The following is a 17,344-nucleotide window of genomic DNA, read 5'->3' on the forward strand; positions in this document are numbered from 1 at the left end:
ACTGTATAAAGGAGGAACACTAGAATGAAAAAAATAGTGGCTTTATTAGCGATAGCATTGGTGCTGAGCGGTTGTAGTGATGCTAAAGAGACCGTTGAAAATCAAACAGCAAATGATGTATCCACTACCGATAGTTTAGATGATTCATTTTATCGAGTAGTTAATTTTAATACGAATTTAAGTCGAGAAGATTATTATACTGCTTTTGGAAATACTATGGATTTTCAAACAATTGGACGAGAATTACAGATTTTATCTACTGATCATTTCTCAACTAATGATTATTATATGTCTGAAGGGCAATATCTTAAAACGGATGATATGAATCAATTATTAAAACGCTCAGAGGATACTAGTAAATATCCTTATACCTTACAAGCACAGCGGGGAACTACTATTGGCGGAGTTGCAAATCCAATCATGGTAAGTACAGTGCATGAACAAGATTATTATGAAAAAAACGGATCTGAATATGTCTTAAAGGGTCTATCATTAGCAATCGTACTAGATCCTCGTGATGAAAAAAATGAACGTTTAGACACCTCATTAGATGAATCGTTAGTTGTTGATTTTGGGCGTGAAGCAATTAGTAAATTATACAAATATTTACAGAGTAAAAAAGACTTAAAAGATATTCCTGCTAATATTTGTGTTTATTATGCGACTAATACTAACGAAAGTGATATTAATGGTCGTTATATTTTAAAAAGTTATTGTGATGGCAGTGTGGGAAATATTGAAACATTAGATTACAAAAATTATATGTTTACAAGTACAGAAGCAACTGCTGCTGATGAAGATACAGCATCACAATTTGAAATTTTTAAAAGTAATATGAAAAAAGCTGCAACTGAGGCAGTTGGTGTAATTGGCTATGGTCGTTATAAAAATGGTCAGATTCAGTCAATGAAAATAAATTTAAAAGTAAATATTAAAACATATACTGAATTGCTTTATTTGATTTCTACTGCAGCTGATGAATTAAATACTCAATTTAGTGGTTTTGATATTAAAGTATTAGTTAGTTCACAAGATCAACTAGAGGCATTGATTGTTAAAGATAAAGGTGAAGATGCGAAGAGTATCTTGTTGTATTAGGAGGTAATTTATGGAAAATAAAGAAGAAATGTTAAAAAAGCTTGGATTGAAAACAATGTTTAATATTACTGATGCAGAAATGCCAGAGTTAGTAGAAGAATATGAGATTTTTATGAATCACGTTGCCGTATTAGAGAAAATAGACACTGATGGTAAGGCACCATTAGCATATCCTTATGAAATTGAGACATGCTTTTTACGTGATGATGAACCGATTGATGTAATAAGCCGAGAAGATGTTTTAAAAAATGCTAAGAGTGTTCAAGATAATCAAATTAAAGTACCAAAGGTGGTGGGATAATGAAAGTTTATTCAATTGAAGAATTGCATAATTTAATCGTTAATCAAGAAATAGATTTAAATGAATATTATTATGATTTATTTAAAGAAGTGGAATTTCAACAAAATCGCTTAAATGCATTTGTTACAATCACTAAAACTCAAGCAATGGATAATATTAAAGAACTTAAAATATCTGATGAAGAAATATTGAAAGGGATTCCTGGAGTATTTAAAGATAATTACAATACTAAAGGAATTAAAACGACAGCTTCAAGTAAAATGCTAGAGGATTATGTACCAGTTTACGATGCTGCGGTTGTTGAAAAATTATATAATGAAGGTGTTAGTTTAATTGGTAAATCAAGTATGGATGAGTTAGCAATGGGTGGTACTAACAAATCCGCTCTAACTGGGCCTGTATATAATCCGTGGGATTCATCAAGGATAGCGGGAGGATCATCAGGTGGCAGTGCAGCACTTGTTGGTAGTGGGGTTGTTCCATTTGCCTTAGGTAGTGATACCGGAGATTCAATTCGTAAACCGGCTGGATTCTGTGGTGTAGTTGGTTTCAAGCCAACTTGGGGAAGAATTTCAAGATTTGGTGTTATTCCTTATGCTTCAAGTTTAGATCACGTAGGTGCTTTTACTCGAAATGTTCGTGATATGGCAATTGTAACTGAAGCATTAGCTGGTCGTGATGAAAGAGATATGACTTCAAGCACACGGCCAGTACCACATTATTTAAAAGAATTGAATAGTGATATTAGGAATATGAAAATTGCTGTTTTAAAAACAGTTAGTAATGAAATTAGAAATGATGATATTAAAAATAATTTCAACCATGTAGTTGCAACCTTAAAACAATTAGGGGCATGTGTCGAAGAGGTAGAAATTCCAGTTCATCTAGCTAAAGCAATTTTACCAACTTACACGATTATCGCTAATAGTGAAGCAACAAGTAATCATTCGTGCTTAGATGGAATTAAGTATGGTGATCGGCAACCTGGTTCATCAACTGACGAAGTAATGATTAATTCTCGAACTGATGGATTTGGTGCTCATATTAAACGTCGTTTTATTTTAGGAAATTTAGCCTTAGCTACAGAAAATCAGGAACGGATGTTTAGAAAAGCTCAACGAGTACGTCGTTTGATTGTAGAAGAATTAAATAAAATTTATGATAATTATGATATTATTTTGACTCCTAATGGTGGTAGTGTAGCCCCAAAACTTGATGAAGCAAATGATGATCGCCTATCAGATGAATACTTGATTTTAGAAAATCATTTAGCTTTAGGAAATTTTGCTGGGACGCCAAGTATTTCAATTCCGTCTGGTTTTAGTGAAGGAATGCCGATTGCTATAAATCTGATGGGACGTTTATTTGAAGAACAAACAGTATTAAATGTCGCTTATGCTTTAGAACAAGCATTAGGATTTGAAAATCAGTATTCAAGAGAGGGGTAGAGAGAATGAATTTTGAAACTGTTATTGGATTAGAAGTTCATTGTGAACTTAAAACAAAATCGAAAATGTTTTCTGGGGCCCCAGTAACATTTGGTGAGGCACCAAATACAAATGCCAATATCGTCGATATGGGGATGACAGGGGCAATGCCGGTACTAAATAAATCTGGTGTTGAATTTGCGATACGGGTATGTAGTGCTTTAAATATGGAAATAGATGAACTGGTACAATTTGATCGTAAAAATTATTACTATTCAGATTTACCAAAAGGATTCCAAATTACGCAAGATCGTTTCCCAATTGGGCGAAATGGAACAATGAAGATTGAGGTAAATGGTCAAACACAAGTAATTGAAATTGAAAGATTACATATGGAAGAAGATACTGCAAAACAATTACACTTTGACGATTATTCATTAATTGATTATAACCGAGCTGGTATTCCGTTAATTGAAATTGTTACTAAACCGACGATCCGCAGTGGTGCGGCAGCAGCTGCCTATTTAGAAAGATTAAGACAAATTTTCTTATTTACAGAAGTTAGTGATGCTAAAATGGAAGAAGGCTCAATGAGATGCGATGTCAATGTATCAATTCGACCATATGGTAGTGAAAAATTTGGTACAAGAACAGAAATTAAAAATTTAAATTCAATTTCAAATGTACAAAAAGCAATTGAATTTGAAGTTGCTCGACAAGAGAAAGTCTTAATTAGTGGTGGTGAGGTACTCCAAGAAACACGCCGTTATGATGAAGATAGTAAAGAAACTGTAGTAATGAGAGCTAAAGGTGATGCAGTAGATTACAAATATTACCCAGAACCAAATATTTTACCTATTCGATTGAATCATCAATGGGTTGAAGGGATTATTGAAAGAATTCCAGAGATGCCAGAATCACGAGTAGCTCGATACATAAATGAATACAAAATTCCTAAAACTGATGCATTGATACTTGTTCAAACTAAAGAAGTTTCGGATTTCTTTGATGCGACAGTTGCTTATACTAAGCATTATAAAATTGCATCTAACTGGTTATTAGGCGAGGTACAAGCATATTTAAATAAAAATAATTTGATTATTACAGATACTAATATAACTCCTGAGTATTTAGCAAAAATGATCAATTATATTCAAGATGGAACAATCTCAAGTAAACAAGGAAAGAAAGTGTTTGAAATCTTGATGAATGAAGGTAAAGATCCAGAAATTATTATTGAAGAAAATAATATGAAACAAATTTCTTCACCGGAAGAATTAACTAAAATTATTAATGAAGTTCTTGATAATAATCCTCAATCAATTGAAGATTATAGCAATGGTAAAGATCGAGCTGTGGGATTCTTAGTTGGACAAATTATGAAAAAAACCGGTGGTCAAGCTAATCCTGGTCTTACAAGTAAATTACTAATTGAACTATTGAAACAAAGAATTTCATAATGTACAAATAATTCTATATTTGGTACAATGGTTGAAGGAGGATATAAATATGTCTCAAAGAAAAAGATTTAGTTTTGATGATGAAGTAGATGATACAATTGATCTATCAAAAGATGATCTTAAAAATTCATCAATAACTAATAATGATAAACCTTCAAACGACAATGTCTTTGCTGATGAAGATGGTTTAGATGCCAAAGCTTATCCTACTGATAACGGGGGAGATAAATCAATGAAAAACAAGAAGAAACGCAAGTTTAAAATTAAGAAATGGCAAATTGCATTAATTGCTTTTCTATCAATAATTATTGTGTTCGTCATCTATGTATTTGTTGCTGGAGGAAATGATGGACCAGTTTATGGTGATCGTTGTGCTTCTTTAATTGCAATTGACAAAAGTAAATTTACAGGAGTTGAAGATGCAATCAAAGCAGACCCAAGCGTTAATAGTATCAATATTGAAGTAGATTGTCGAATTGTTAAAATTAGTATGAATTTTGTTGATAATACTTCTTCAGATACTGCTAAACAACTGGCAACAAACGCCTTACACACATTAGATGATACTTTAGGTGAAAATAAGGAAGAAGGTAGAGCATATAGTAATTTATTTACTACTGCTAATGGCCGTGGACAATACAACGTAGAGTTTGTTCTAACGAGCAATGGTGATACTAATTTCCCTATATTTGGTACTAAACATCCAAATAGTGATGATATTACTTTTACTGGAGCTAATGTAGTTGATCAAGCTGCAACTGATCGTGCGGCTAATACGAACGCTAATCAATAGACGAGCATGGCTCGTCTTTATTTATGAGGAGGACTAAATGAAAAAAAATGATTATTTTTATGGTGAATGCACAGATTTAACTCACGATGGTCAAGGAGTTGTTAAGATTGATAACTTTACATACTTTGTAAAAGGTATGCTTACGGGTGAAAGAGGACGGCTAAAAGTAATAAAGGTATTAAAGAATTACGGAATTGCACGTTTAATTGAATTAGAAGTTACTTCAAAATATCGTATTGATCCCAAATGCTCTGTCTTTAGACCATGCGGAGGCTGTCAGTTACAACATCTTAATCCTCAAGGACAGATGATTTATAAAACAAAACGGGTCAAAGATTGTTTAGAAAGAATCGGGAATTGTAAAGTGGCGGTAAATGATTGTATTATGATGGAAAAACCGTGGCATTATCGCAATAAAGTTCAAATGCCAGTTGGAGTTAAAGGAAATCATTTAGTAACTGGTTTCTATAAACAAAAGTCTAATGAAATCATCCCATGTGAAAACTGTTATATTCAAAATGAATTATCAAATCAGATAACTAATCGAGTTAAAGAATTAATGGAAGAGTTTAAAATTTACCCATATGATAAGTTAGCTCATCAAGGTAATATTAAGCATATTTTGACTAAACACGGTTATCATACAGACGAAGTAATGTTAGTACTAATTAGTTATCGTAATAAAATTAAAGATATAGATAAATTAGTGGAAATAATTACAAAAGAATTTCCAATGATTAAAACAGTTATTCAAAATATTAATCATCGCACTGATAATGTAATTTTAGGTGAACAAGAAGTCATTTTGTTTGGTAATGGATATATTTATGATACTTTATTAGGTAATAAATATAAAATTTCTTTAAAATCTTTTTATCAAGTTAATCCAATCCAAGTAGAGAAATTGTATTCAAAAGCAATTGAATTTGCTGGTTTATCTAAAGAAGACATAGTTTTAGACGCATATTGTGGAATTGGAACAATTACATTATCAGTAGCCAAATACGTAAAAAAAGTGTATGGTGTTGAAATCGTTGAAACGGCAATTGATGATGCAAAAAATAATGCAGTTTTAAATAATATTAGTAATGCTGAATTTAAATGTAGTGATGCTGGTAAATATATGCTAGAACTAGTTAATCAAGATCAGCATTTAGATGTTGTCTTTGTTGATCCACCACGTAAGGGGTGTTCAACAGAATTTTTGGATAATTTGATTCAAGCAGAACCCAAGAAAATAATTTATATTTCTTGTGATGTAGCTACTCAAGCACGTGATATCAAGTATCTTCAAGAATTTGGGTATCATGCTGATGTCTGTCAGCCTGTTGATATGTTTCCTCACACAACACATATAGAAAATATAGTTCGTTTGTCAAAATAGCCATGATAAAAATAATTACTAAACAGATTTCCTAAAAGAAGTCTGTTTTTTTATAATTTATGACGAGTAAATTGATTTCAATTGTTCTAAATCTATAATTATAGTAAAATTAGATAACCTAATAAAAGCGGGCGACTGATTGTGAAAAAATGGTATAATGAAGAATATGAATTTACAATTGAAGTAACAGTTTTTACGTGGGAATAAAGCAGAACATTATTGCTGTAATGGTGAAGAAATTGGTGATAAATACACTTGTACATATGGTTGCTCTAAGAGGTAATGATGATCATGTTTCCAATTATAGGGGTAGTTAGATTAGAAATAGGGGAAACAAAATGAATGCATTTATTTTACTTATTCCTTTTTTATTAATAGCATTTATTAACGAAGGTGCAATCAAACGGGCTGGATATTTTGCTCCACTGCAAGGCAATGAGAAAATAGCTTATGTAATTTATCAGATGGCCAATATCGGAATATTTATATATTTTTTCTTATCAGTAATAATTGATTTATCTTGGCAGTTTTGTTTAGGTCTACTGGTTTATTTGTTAGGATTGGGAATGTGCATTGTTTTGGTTAAAGATTTTTTATCCAAGAAATGATGGCTTAAATACTAACGAGATTTACCGTTTCTCTCGAAATCCAATGTATATGTCATATTTTATTTTCTTTTTAAGAACCGTATTATTAACACAATCAATAATCTTATTTATAATTTTATTACTATTTCAAATCTCTATACATTGGGTTATTCTTTCAGAGGAGCAATGGTGTATCAGCAAGTTTGGAATTGCTTATGAACAATATATGAATCAAGTAAGAAGATATATATAGTTAAATAAAGAATTATAAAAAGAACAATAATAAATATTAGTAGCATACTTATGATGTCTTATTGTTGTTTTGAAGTAATATTAATGGTATACTGAGTTCCAGTATAGAGGTGCGAAAATGAAAATAGAGTTTAAAATGTCTTATAAATTAGGATTATTAGAATTTAAAGTTGGCGATCAACTAGAAATTAGTAAGAACACTATATTTGAAAGTATAAATGATAAGTATTATATGTTAATTTTAAAAGGATTGCGTTATGATCTTCTTAAAGAAGATATTAAAATTATTCAATAAAATATTTAATTTGGCTATATCTTAGTGATTAGCCATTTTTTGTTATGGAAAATAAACTTAAAATAATTTTATTATCTGTGCTATAATAAATATTACTAATAAACATTTAATATTTAACAATTATTATTTATAAGGAGGAAATATGCAATACATATCTAAATATACTTCACCGTTAGGAGCAATAACATTAGCTAGTAATGGTGAAGCATTAACAGGTCTATGGTTTGATGGTCAAAAATATTTTGGCGCTAATTTATCAAAAGAATATAAGAACGTAGAGTTACCAGTATTTAAACAAACAAAGGAATGGCTTAACTTATATTTTAATGGTCAAAAGCCAGATTTTATTCCTCTTTTGGCTCTTCAAGCAAGTGAATTTCGTCTTGCTGTATGGCAAATATTGCTAGAAATACCATATGGACAAACCCTCAGCTATGGCGACATTTCAGCCGTTTTAGCAAAGCAAAAAGGTTTAAAAACAATGTCAGCACAGGCTGTTGGCGGTGCAGTTGGACACAATCCGATCTCAATCATTATTCCTTGTCATCGAGTCGTTGGAAGTAACGGAAACTTAACTGGTTATGCTGGTGGTCTTGAAAAAAAGATTGCACTGCTTCAATTAGAAGGAGCGGATATGGGAGCGCTGTTTACTCCTAAAAAAGGGACAGCATTATAAGTTAATTAAACTTAAAAATGGAGGCATTTATTATGAATGATTTTGTGAATCTTATTAAAGATGAAGTTATAAAATCTCCATTTTATTATAGTCAAGGGTACCAATATAGGGATTGGAGATTACTGTTTTATTAATTTTGATTGTATTTTTTAGATTTGAATATAATAACCTTGAGTTACCATGTAAGAAATATATAATTTATGCAATAAATTGTAACAAATAAATGAATATAGTATAATATATTTAAATATTATAGGAAAGAAGGAATGTAGTTTATGAACAAAGAAGTATTAAATTATATTGCTGAAAAGACACGTGAATTGATTGTTGCTCCAACTTGCAGTAATGAAACAAAGGAAGCTGCCCAAGCATGGTTAAATGCGATTGGAACAGAAAGCGAAATGGCTGAGACTAAGAAATATATCGCTGAATTAGAAGAAGATATTATGCCAATTGATAATTTAATTAGGTTTGCTGGTTCTGACAATGGTAAAGCTTATTTTGGTGAAGAAAATGCTAAAAATATTGAAAGCCATGCTAAAGAAATTAAAGCTAACGGGGCTAAATATTGCGATTGTCCGGCTTGTTTAGTTGTTGCTCAAATTCTTGAAAAGAAGTCTGAATTATTTAATGAAAAATAATAGGTTTATGAAAATATTGTTCCTTTAGGAACAATATTTTTATTTAAAATGTAAATCCTTTTTACAAAAATATTCTTTTTTAAGGATTGATTTGTAAAACCTCTTCTAAATAGACTTTAATGTATTTAAGTAAATAAAATATGATGTTAAATTAAATGCAAGAAAATATTAGAGGAGGAGTTTAAATGAGAGCAGTAACAACAATATTTCCTGTTATATTTATGATTGGAATAGGAACTTTTTCAAGAATAAGAGGTTTTATTACACCAAGTCAAAAAGATGGAGCAAATAAAATAGTATTTAATATTTTATTTCCAATAATGATTTTTAATATCCTTTTTACTTCTAAGCTAGAGACTTCAGCTATTTTTATTGTTTTATATGTGTTTATTGCATATTGTGTTATTTTGTTTATTGGAAGATTTATAATAAATTTTACTGGGGAAAAATTTGCTCATATTTCACCTTACTTGTTAACGACATGTGAAGGTGGTAATGTAGCTTTGCCCTTGTATCTATCAATTGTAGGGGCTTCAAGTAATACTGTAATATTTGATTTAGCAGGTGTTTTTATGGCTTTTGTAATTATTCCAATTATGGTTGCAAGAGCGGGTGCTGGTGAAACAAGGATTAGGGAACTTATTAAAACAATTCTAACTAATTCATTTGTAATTGCAGTTATTTTGGGGTTAGGACTTAATTTATTAGGTACATATAATTTTTTATCAAACAGTTCATATTTAGGAATATACAGTAATACAATCACCCAAGTAACAGCACCGATTGTAGGCGTAATTTTATTTATCATTGGGTATGATTTGAATATCAATATGGAAATATTGGGAGCAGTGTTAAAATTGTTAGTTGCTAGAATTATTTTTTATATTCTAGTGATTATTGGTTTCTTTATCTTCTTTCCAGGGCTTATGATTGATAAGGTTTTTATGATTGCAGTTTTGATTTATTTTATGAGTCCTACTGGTTTTGCTATTCCAATGCAGATTTCCCCTTTATATAAAAGTAATGATGATTGCGGTTTTGCTTCGGCAATCATTTCTTTGAATATGATAATCACTTTAGTAGTTTATGCTTTGATCGTTGTGTTTATTGCTTAATGTTAGTATTGTTAATAAATTTTTGATATGGCATAATGAAAATATATTATTATTGGAGATAGTTTATGGTTATTTGATTTTAACATATTTTTAGTAGCCGTAAGAGAAGAAAATATGACTAAAGCGTCTAAATTATATATTCAATTTAGCTGATATTGCTATGGTGGTTGATGCAGTTGGAAGAAGAATTAGGTGTAAAACTATTTAAGAGCAACAATCACAGCATTTATTTAACAGATGAAAGAAAATTGTCTAGTAACGGGCTCAAGAAATTGTTAATTTAACTAAAAAGGTGCAAGAAGAACTTATTAAAGATGACATGGCTTTATCTGGTGTTATTACGAGAGGTTGTGGTGGAATGCAAAGTATTGAAGAAGCAACAAGATTAATAACTGATAAAAAAAGACTTATCAATAAAGGAGTATTAATAATATGGATAGTACAATAAAATTCGATGGCCTAGCAAATCTTTATGAGGATGGTAGACCGGAGTACCCGACTATATTAATAGAAAAGTTATATACTGACTATGGTTTTAAATCAACATCGATAATCGCAGATATAGGTGCTGGAACTGGTAAATTTTCAAAGCTGTTATTAGAAAAAGGTAGTAAGGTTTTTTGTGTCGAACCTAATAAAGATATGAGAAATGAATTAGTCAATAAATTAAATAAATATAATAAATTGCATGCTATCAATGGAACTGCTGGTAATACTACGTTAGATACTAGTTCTGTTGATTTTATTATATCTGCTCAGGCATTTCATTGGTTCAATGTTCATGAGTTTAAAAGAGAATGTAAGAGAATCTTAAAATTAGAAGGGCGGGTAGCATTGGTTTGGAATGTACGAGAAATGGAGTCACCATTGAATCAAGAGTGCTTTCAAATTTATAAACAGTATTGCCAAAACTTTGTTGGTTTTAATGGCGGGATTAAACGCGATGATGAAAGAATAAAGGAATTTTTTGATATGCACTATAAGCGTATGGAGTTTCCAAATCCTTTATTTTTTGACCAGAAGGGTTTTATTAAGCGCTGTATCTCAGGTTCATATTCTTTAAAAAAAACTGATCAGAATTATTTTGAATACATTGCTGCCTTAGAAAATGTATTTGATAAATATAGCAATAACGGACAGTTAGTAATGGAGAATAAGACGGTTGTTTATATAGGAAGATTAAAATAAATGTAGTTCAATGTCAATGAGAAATACTTTTATAGCTTTACCATTAGTTAAAGGGGCATATATGATTATATAGTCATAAAAGCGCTTTCTTAATTTAGGCGGTAATAAGAAGGAAGAGATGGCCATGTACCATAGATTCCCAACTAAATATCTTGAATTAGAATTGACTGAAACAATGGTCTTTGCCTAACTAGAAGTTTTTAGTAAAATTATTGAGAAAATTCATTAGGCTGGATTCAACTACTCTATGGATGATTTTGGAAGTGGCTATTCTTTTTTAGGAATATAAAAAGATTCAGATATCGTTAAGCTTGATGGTACATTCTTTTCTTCTGAAACGATGAATAAGGGGAAAGAAAATATTATTGATAAGAAATAGTGATTAAATCACTGAACAAATTATTTATAGTTAACATTTTGATAGCATTATCAAACATTAGATACTATTACATTGATTAAAGCTATATTATAATATAATTGGATTTAAAATTTGAGATATAAATGTAAGGGAGTTAAACCATGGGCTTTAATGATGAAAGAAAACGAATGAATGAGGGTGACTTTATCGTTCAAATGATGCGGAAATTCTAAAAGAACAACTACAGTGTGTAGAAAAATTATATGATTATAATGTAACAAGACCTTCAGAAAAACAAAAACGTAAGGGATTGCTAAAAGAAATGTTTGCAGTGATTGGTGATGGATGTCATATTGAACCACCATTTCATGCTAATTGGGGTGGGAAGTATGTACATTTTGGTAAAGGAGTATATGCCAATTTCAATCTAACTTTAGTAGATGATGTTGAGATTTATGTTGGTGATTATACTATGATGGGTCCAAATGTTACAATTATTACTGGAACTCACCCAATTTTACCGGAATTAAGAAAAGAAGCATATCAATTCAATCTTCCAGTTTATATTGGTGAAAATGTATGGATTGGTGCTGGAACAATTATTTTACCAGGTATTACAATTGGTGATAATAGTGTTATTGGTGCTGGAAGTATTGTAACAAAAGATATTCCTAAAAATGTTGTTGCTTATGGGCAACCATGCACAATTAAACGGGAAATAAATGATCATGATAAAATTTATTATTATAAGGAAAGAAAAATCAAAAGTGTTTAATATTTTTGATTTTTTTATTTATGGATTAAATACGTATTACTAATAATATTAGTAATAGCTTTAGGTTTAAGCTATAATATAAAAGTATAATGTAATATTATTGTGATCCAATCCAAGAAGATAGTAAGATGCTTAAAGAAGCAAAGAATGAGGATTTAGAAGCACTACCAGAACTTTATACACAATTTGAAAACGTGGTTACTGCTTAAGCATTGGAAAGTTAGCCCTTGTTCAATGACTCTAAATCAATATGCCTAATCAAATTAATATTAATGATAGAACAAAAGAATTCAAAATAAGAAGATATTTATTTTATTTTTATTGCAATTTTTTTATTATCTTATCATTGTTAAAGGTGAAAATGCCTAGCACTGAGTCTATCTGTTTATAAAGGTTTATTTAATAGTTGACAGTAAAAAATAGTTAGATAATAATTAGTAAATTAAAATTTTGATTGATAAGGGGGAGTATGGTGATGGAGAATATATTAGTAATTGGTAACGGCTTTGATATTGCACATGGTTTTAATACTCGTTACGAAGATTTTATAAATTTTTGTAAGACTATTGCAACGGTTTATCAAGGATTTAAGGATAATCAATTCATATATCAAAATGAATATAATGATATATTAAAAGAAAAATTAGATAAGGTTTTTAAAGAAAAGTCGGTTTCTGCCAAAGCAATAAAATATTTTTCAAACTTAACTCCAACATCTGAAACTTCTCAATTTATCAAAGCATGTAAAGAAAATTATTGGCTTACATATGTCTTAAAAAATAAAAGTATGATTGGGGATAAGTGGTCAGATCTTGAATATGTCATTGCTAAACAAATAGAGATATTATCATATATTTCAAATAATCTTAACTGGCATACTCGAGAAGAAACTATGCTCGCTTCACGATATTCTAGTAATTTAATTGAATTATTTAAGATTGTAACAGAAGAACGTGGAAATAATACCGATTTTCAGCATCAGATAGAACTCACAAAGAAACATTTATATCGAGAATTGGAAGAATTAACATGGTTATTGGAAATATATTTAACACGATTTTTAAATACTAAAACCAAGAAAATTGAATTATTTAAATATTTACCAGTAACTAAACTCATTTCTTTTAATTATACTGATACGTACACAAGAATGTATAAAAAAGAAACAAATACAGTTCATTATATTCATGGATTTGCTGCTAAAGATAGGATAAAAGAAGAAAATAATATGGTTTTTGGAATTGGCTCAGAAATTAAAAATGTCACCGATAATGATAAGTATGATTATCTTGAATTTCAAAAGTATTATCAAAGGATTGTTAAAAAAACAGGTAATAACTACACTAAATGGTTAAATGACAATGAACAATTTTATATCTATTTTTTTGGTCATTCCTTAGATATTGTAGATGGAGATGTAATTAGAAAACTGATTCATTGTAAAAAAGCAAAAGTAATTATCTTTTATTATAATCAAAAAGCCTTGAATGCATTAGTTGTTAATTTAGCAAAGATTTTAGGAAAAGATGAACTTATTCAATTCACTAATGAAGAAAAAATCACTTTTTATAAATCTGATGATCTTGAAATAATTAAAAAACTTAAAAATACAATGTATCAAACTCGTCATGAGAAGCTTAAGAGTACAGTTAGATAAATCCAATTAGAAATGAGGAAATAATATGGAGAAAATCATTAAAGTGGGAATAGGTGTTTTGTTAATCAAGAATAATCAGATTCTTTTAGGACATCGGATAAAAGATGGGGTTGATACTGGTGGCATCTATGAACCGGACACATGGTGTCTACCAGGTGGAAAACAAGAGTATCATGAAACTATTTTTGAAGGAGCGATTAGAGAAGTTAAAGAAGAAACTAATTTAAATATCTCACAGATAGAAGTTTTTAATGTAGTCGATGATATTCAATTAAATAAGCACTATGTAACGATACATATTATTGCTAAAAATTACGATGGAGATTTAAAAGCTATGGAACCAGATAAACAAGATGAGTGGTGCTGGTTTGAAATAGAAAAGCTGCCTAATAATATTTATTCCCCTTCAAAAAAATTTATTGAAGCATATTTAGATAGAAGTATCACCTAGATAAATCTTATTATAAGAACGATATTTTTGAAATCATTGGCGTTGAAGAATAGACTAAATACATTATTAACAATGTGGTTAACACGTGTTTATACTATTAAAGGAAATATTATGAATAAATATACAATGATAAAAGAAGTTATTTGAAAAACAACAAGATATTAAAAAAGCAGATAAAACGTCAAAATATATGAGAGATTTATTTACATTTTATGGAATTCCCTCACCCTAGCGCAAAGATAAGACAAATACAAACTTGCTGGAGCAAAAAATTGTTAATAGTTTTGGAAGTGATGAGTTTTTTATTAATAAAGCAATTGGCTGGAGTTTAAGAAATTATTCTAGAACTAATTTGGTATGGGTAATAAACTTTATTATTAAATATCGTACTCTAATGAATAAGCTAAGTATTAAAGAAGCTAGTAAATATTTATAACTTATAGTGTTGCATGTATTTTTTTGATATTTAAGATGGATATAATTGATAATATACAAAGTTATTATAAGAATATATTTTATGAAAGAGTATTTCGCCTGTAGGTATGATTTGTTAATAGACTGTTTATTCTGAGAGTCTGACAAATCTTAAAGATTGAGACGCATATGAGCCTGTTATTTTATATAGAAAATTTTGTAGTTGTAGGAAGGACATATCCTTTAATATATACCGAGGAAAAGGAAAAAGGCAAGACATTATTTGTTGAAATACTATTAATTGGAGTTGGACTCGCAATGGATACATTGTTGTATCAATTTATAAAGCTTAAGGAATAAAAAATAGCTAATTATGCTATTGGAAGAATTGATATTAGAAATACAGTTTTAAAAGAATATTACCTCCATTGATTATTGGGTAGTGTTACTTTTTTAACTATTATTGATGGAAAATGATTTTTGAATATTTAGGAATGCTTGTATTTTTATATATAAGTTAAAAGAAGGGAAACATGACAGTCTCTCTTCTTTTAACCGTTCATTCCAATATAAATACCAATTATATAAGGAATCAACCATATTGACCAAACGATAATACTAAATTTATGAAAAGTTTTTTTAGCACGATCATTTTTCTTAATTAGTATTACTGTTGCCCAAACTGCATGAAAAGCCATTAAAAGTAAAGCAATTGATCCAGTAATGCCGTGGAGATTAAAATTAAAATTGTGCCCTGATATTTGTCCCATAATATTCGTTCCTGATGTATCACAAATAAAGCCAAGCCAAAATATCAAAGCATGCCATTTTAGTAAACTGCCACTCTTTTTTTCAGCAAAAACACCGATTGTATAAAAAACCAATGCTAGCGTCATGAAAATAATTGCCATAATCAGTAATATTGACATATAAATGTATTTCTCCTTAATCTGTAAATTCTTTTTTTAAAGAAATTAATAATATTAGTAATGCAATCATCATAGTAATATGTGAAAGTCCTGCAAAACCAGAAAGCATCTTATCTATCAAACTATTTATAGCCGTATTAGTTATTTGTAGAATCCCACGAATTAGCATAGTGAGGATCATAAAAGGTAAAGAAAAATTATAAATGATTACAAATTTTTTAAATAGTCTATTATTTTGTATATTTGTTACTTTTGCAATTACAGCTAGGATGATAAACAGTAATGTTCCTAAAATTAATAAATGAGGATGAATTACACTTAATACGGTAGGCATTGAATAAGCATAAAATTTTGTAAATTCACGATAAAAAACACCCCCAGCCATTGCTAAAATAAAATATATAATAGCAATATTTATTAAAGATTTAGGAGAATAATCTAAAGTCTTATTTAATGATTTATAGTAATTTAAACCAAAGATGATACCGGCCAAAAATAGCGCAGCTCCTAAACCAGTATAGAAAATAGCGATAAATCTATCCGGTAATAAATTAAATGTTCGAATTGTTATACCAAAAATTATCATAAATGCCATAATAATAAATGATTTAAGATCAAAGAAATTTAAAAAGAATTGTTTTTCTATTTCATAGCTATGAATTCTATGGGTATGTTTTTTAGTTAATTTGTAAAATATAGCAAACCAAAAAATAATAAAAACAATGATTGAGAGAAAGAAATTTAATAACTTTGTATATCCAACATATGTTTCAATTCCAATTTTTAAAATATTGAAACCAGCAATAAGCCACACGATTGAAGCTATTAATAATAAATTATGCTTTTTTACTTTCATAATAAACCTCCATAATTAATCTGAACACTGTTCACTTTGAATTATAAGTATTCCCACTTCGTAATAAGTGGGCTAGTATAAATATCGTTCAACTAACTCAATAATACCTTGGTAGTTTTGTTGTGGATTAACGATTGAAAAAATGAAAAGTTCAAAAATATACTCAATGAATAAAGTTTGATCTAATTTTTGATTAAAAGCATCTTTTCTTATTTTTTGATCTTTTTTTAATACAATTAATAAATTTTGTTTTAAATGGAAAAAATATTTTTTCATCATTTTTTGTCCAACGACTTTATCTTCAGCAGCTAAAGACATTGCATGTTTTGAAAGAAATTCAGGATATTCTTGGCTGCCTTCTTGAATACTTTCAAATAACCAAGTCAAACATTCAATGAAATTCGTAAAACTAAATTGTTCACTAGACATGTGAAAAATATCTTTCCAAATACTTTCGATAGTCGAACATAAGAGTTCTGATTTTGATGGAAAATAGTTATATATTGCGCCTACTGAAACACTACATTCAATTGCAACAGAACGCATATTAATTGAAGATAGACCTTTTTCTTTAGCTAAACGTTGACAGATAGAAATTATTTTTTCTTTTGATGTTGATGGTAAATTCAAAATATTTCCTCCTTATAATTTTATATGAACCATGTTCATGTTGAATAATACGCCTTA

General features: G+C 29.3%; 20 protein-coding genes and 2 pseudogenes. 19 read left to right on the plus strand and 3 right to left on the minus strand.

Going from position 1 to position 17,344, the window contains the following annotated elements; translation table 11 throughout:
- Positions 1–24 precede the first annotated feature (24 nt).
- The 19 genes and pseudogenes from KTF99_RS10490 to KTF99_RS10575 form a co-directional block, all read left to right on the plus strand.
- Positions 25–1,098, plus strand: a complete 1,074-nt coding sequence (locus KTF99_RS10490; RefSeq protein WP_003537814.1) for a CamS family sex pheromone protein — start codon at positions 25–27, stop codon at positions 1,096–1,098.
- Positions 1,099–1,108: 10 nt separating this feature from the next.
- Positions 1,109–1,399: an Asp-tRNA(Asn)/Glu-tRNA(Gln) amidotransferase subunit GatC gene (gene gatC / locus KTF99_RS10495; RefSeq protein WP_003537815.1), complete on the plus strand. Its 291-nt coding sequence runs from the start codon at positions 1,109–1,111 to the stop codon at positions 1,397–1,399.
- Positions 1,399–2,847, plus strand: a complete 1,449-nt coding sequence (gatA, locus tag KTF99_RS10500; RefSeq protein WP_003537816.1) for an Asp-tRNA(Asn)/Glu-tRNA(Gln) amidotransferase subunit GatA — start codon at positions 1,399–1,401, stop codon at positions 2,845–2,847. Before gatC ends, gatA begins: the two co-directional genes overlap by 1 nt.
- A 5-nt stretch (positions 2,848–2,852) precedes the next feature.
- The gene (gene gatB, locus KTF99_RS10505) at positions 2,853–4,286 is read left to right on the plus strand and encodes an Asp-tRNA(Asn)/Glu-tRNA(Gln) amidotransferase subunit GatB (protein ID WP_008792950.1); all 1,434 of its coding nucleotides are present in this window, start codon (positions 2,853–2,855) and stop codon (positions 4,284–4,286) included.
- Between the two features lie 49 nt (positions 4,287–4,335).
- A complete protein-coding gene (locus tag KTF99_RS10510) occupies positions 4,336–5,079 on the plus strand; it encodes a hypothetical protein (RefSeq protein ID WP_008792951.1) in 744 nt (247 codons plus the stop codon).
- 37 nt (positions 5,080–5,116) lie between these two features.
- Complete coding sequence (rlmD, locus tag KTF99_RS10515) at positions 5,117–6,463, plus strand: 23S rRNA (uracil(1939)-C(5))-methyltransferase RlmD (RefSeq protein WP_003537822.1); 1,347 nt, start codon at positions 5,117–5,119, stop codon at positions 6,461–6,463.
- A gap of 338 nt (positions 6,464–6,801) precedes the next feature.
- Positions 6,802–7,071 (plus strand): hypothetical protein, encoded by a 270-nt coding sequence (locus KTF99_RS10520; protein WP_009009811.1) that lies wholly within the window; start codon positions 6,802–6,804, stop codon positions 7,069–7,071.
- Positions 7,037–7,303, plus strand: a complete 267-nt coding sequence (locus tag KTF99_RS17640; protein ID WP_199414797.1) for a methyltransferase family protein — start codon at positions 7,037–7,039, stop codon at positions 7,301–7,303. The genes KTF99_RS10520 and KTF99_RS17640 overlap by 35 nt, the downstream gene beginning before the upstream one ends.
- A 117-nt stretch (positions 7,304–7,420) precedes the next feature.
- Complete coding sequence (locus KTF99_RS10530; RefSeq protein WP_003537825.1) at positions 7,421–7,597, plus strand: hypothetical protein; 177 nt, start codon at positions 7,421–7,423, stop codon at positions 7,595–7,597.
- Between the two features lie 142 nt (positions 7,598–7,739).
- Complete coding sequence (locus KTF99_RS10535) at positions 7,740–8,273, plus strand: methylated-DNA--[protein]-cysteine S-methyltransferase (RefSeq protein WP_003537826.1); 534 nt, start codon at positions 7,740–7,742, stop codon at positions 8,271–8,273.
- 275 nt (positions 8,274–8,548) lie between these two features.
- A complete protein-coding gene (locus KTF99_RS10540; protein ID WP_003537829.1) occupies positions 8,549–8,914 on the plus strand; it encodes a hypothetical protein in 366 nt (121 codons plus the stop codon).
- Between the two features lie 185 nt (positions 8,915–9,099).
- On the plus strand, positions 9,100–10,029 hold the full coding sequence (locus KTF99_RS10545; RefSeq protein WP_003537832.1) for a hypothetical protein: 930 nt from the start codon (positions 9,100–9,102) through the stop codon (positions 10,027–10,029).
- A gap of 292 nt (positions 10,030–10,321) precedes the next feature.
- Positions 10,322–10,477, plus strand: coding sequence for a hypothetical protein (locus KTF99_RS10550; RefSeq protein WP_155854226.1), 156 nt, complete (start codon positions 10,322–10,324; stop codon positions 10,475–10,477).
- The gene (locus KTF99_RS10555; protein ID WP_022008186.1) at positions 10,462–11,217 is read left to right on the plus strand and encodes a class I SAM-dependent methyltransferase; all 756 of its coding nucleotides are present in this window, start codon (positions 10,462–10,464) and stop codon (positions 11,215–11,217) included. Before KTF99_RS10550 ends, KTF99_RS10555 begins: the two co-directional genes overlap by 16 nt.
- 584 nt (positions 11,218–11,801) lie before the next feature.
- Positions 11,802–11,855, plus strand: a pseudogene (locus tag KTF99_RS17540) (hypothetical protein); the annotation flags it as partial.
- Positions 11,856–11,897: 42 nt separating this feature from the next.
- A complete protein-coding gene (locus KTF99_RS10560; RefSeq protein WP_238552513.1) occupies positions 11,898–12,350 on the plus strand; it encodes a sugar O-acetyltransferase in 453 nt (150 codons plus the stop codon).
- Positions 12,351–12,825: 475 nt separating this feature from the next.
- Positions 12,826–14,007 carry an AbiH family protein gene (locus KTF99_RS10565; protein ID WP_008792954.1) on the plus strand — a complete coding sequence of 394 codons (1,182 nt, stop codon included), beginning with the start codon at positions 12,826–12,828 and terminating at the stop codon, positions 14,005–14,007.
- A gap of 25 nt (positions 14,008–14,032) precedes the next feature.
- Positions 14,033–14,458 carry a nucleotide triphosphate diphosphatase NUDT15 gene (locus tag KTF99_RS10570; protein ID WP_003537837.1) on the plus strand — a complete coding sequence of 142 codons (426 nt, stop codon included), beginning with the start codon at positions 14,033–14,035 and terminating at the stop codon, positions 14,456–14,458.
- Positions 14,459–14,705: 247 nt separating this feature from the next.
- A pseudogene (locus tag KTF99_RS10575) lies at positions 14,706–14,894 on the plus strand (DNA alkylation repair protein); the annotation flags it as partial.
- 529 nt (positions 14,895–15,423) lie between these two features.
- Here KTF99_RS10575 and KTF99_RS10580 read toward each other — a convergent pair.
- The 3 genes from KTF99_RS10580 to KTF99_RS10590 all read right to left on the minus strand — a co-directional run bounded on the left by KTF99_RS10580 (position 15,424) and on the right by KTF99_RS10590 (position 17,287).
- Positions 15,424–15,801, minus strand: a complete 378-nt coding sequence (locus KTF99_RS10580; protein WP_009300811.1) for an HsmA family protein — start codon at positions 15,799–15,801, stop codon at positions 15,424–15,426.
- Positions 15,802–15,817: 16 nt separating this feature from the next.
- Entirely contained in the window at positions 15,818–16,657 is an 840-nt protein-coding gene (locus KTF99_RS10585; RefSeq protein ID WP_009010121.1) for a DUF2871 domain-containing protein, read from the minus strand.
- 72 nt (positions 16,658–16,729) lie between these two features.
- Positions 16,730–17,287 (minus strand): TetR/AcrR family transcriptional regulator, encoded by a 558-nt coding sequence (locus KTF99_RS10590; protein ID WP_029481359.1) that lies wholly within the window; start codon positions 17,285–17,287, stop codon positions 16,730–16,732.
- Positions 17,288–17,344: the final 57 nt, after the last annotated feature.

The sequence above is a fragment of the Erysipelatoclostridium sp. MSK.7.34 genome (assembly GCF_019041935.1).
GTDB lineage: Bacteria > Bacillota_I > Bacilli_A > Erysipelotrichales > Coprobacillaceae > Thomasclavelia > Thomasclavelia ramosa.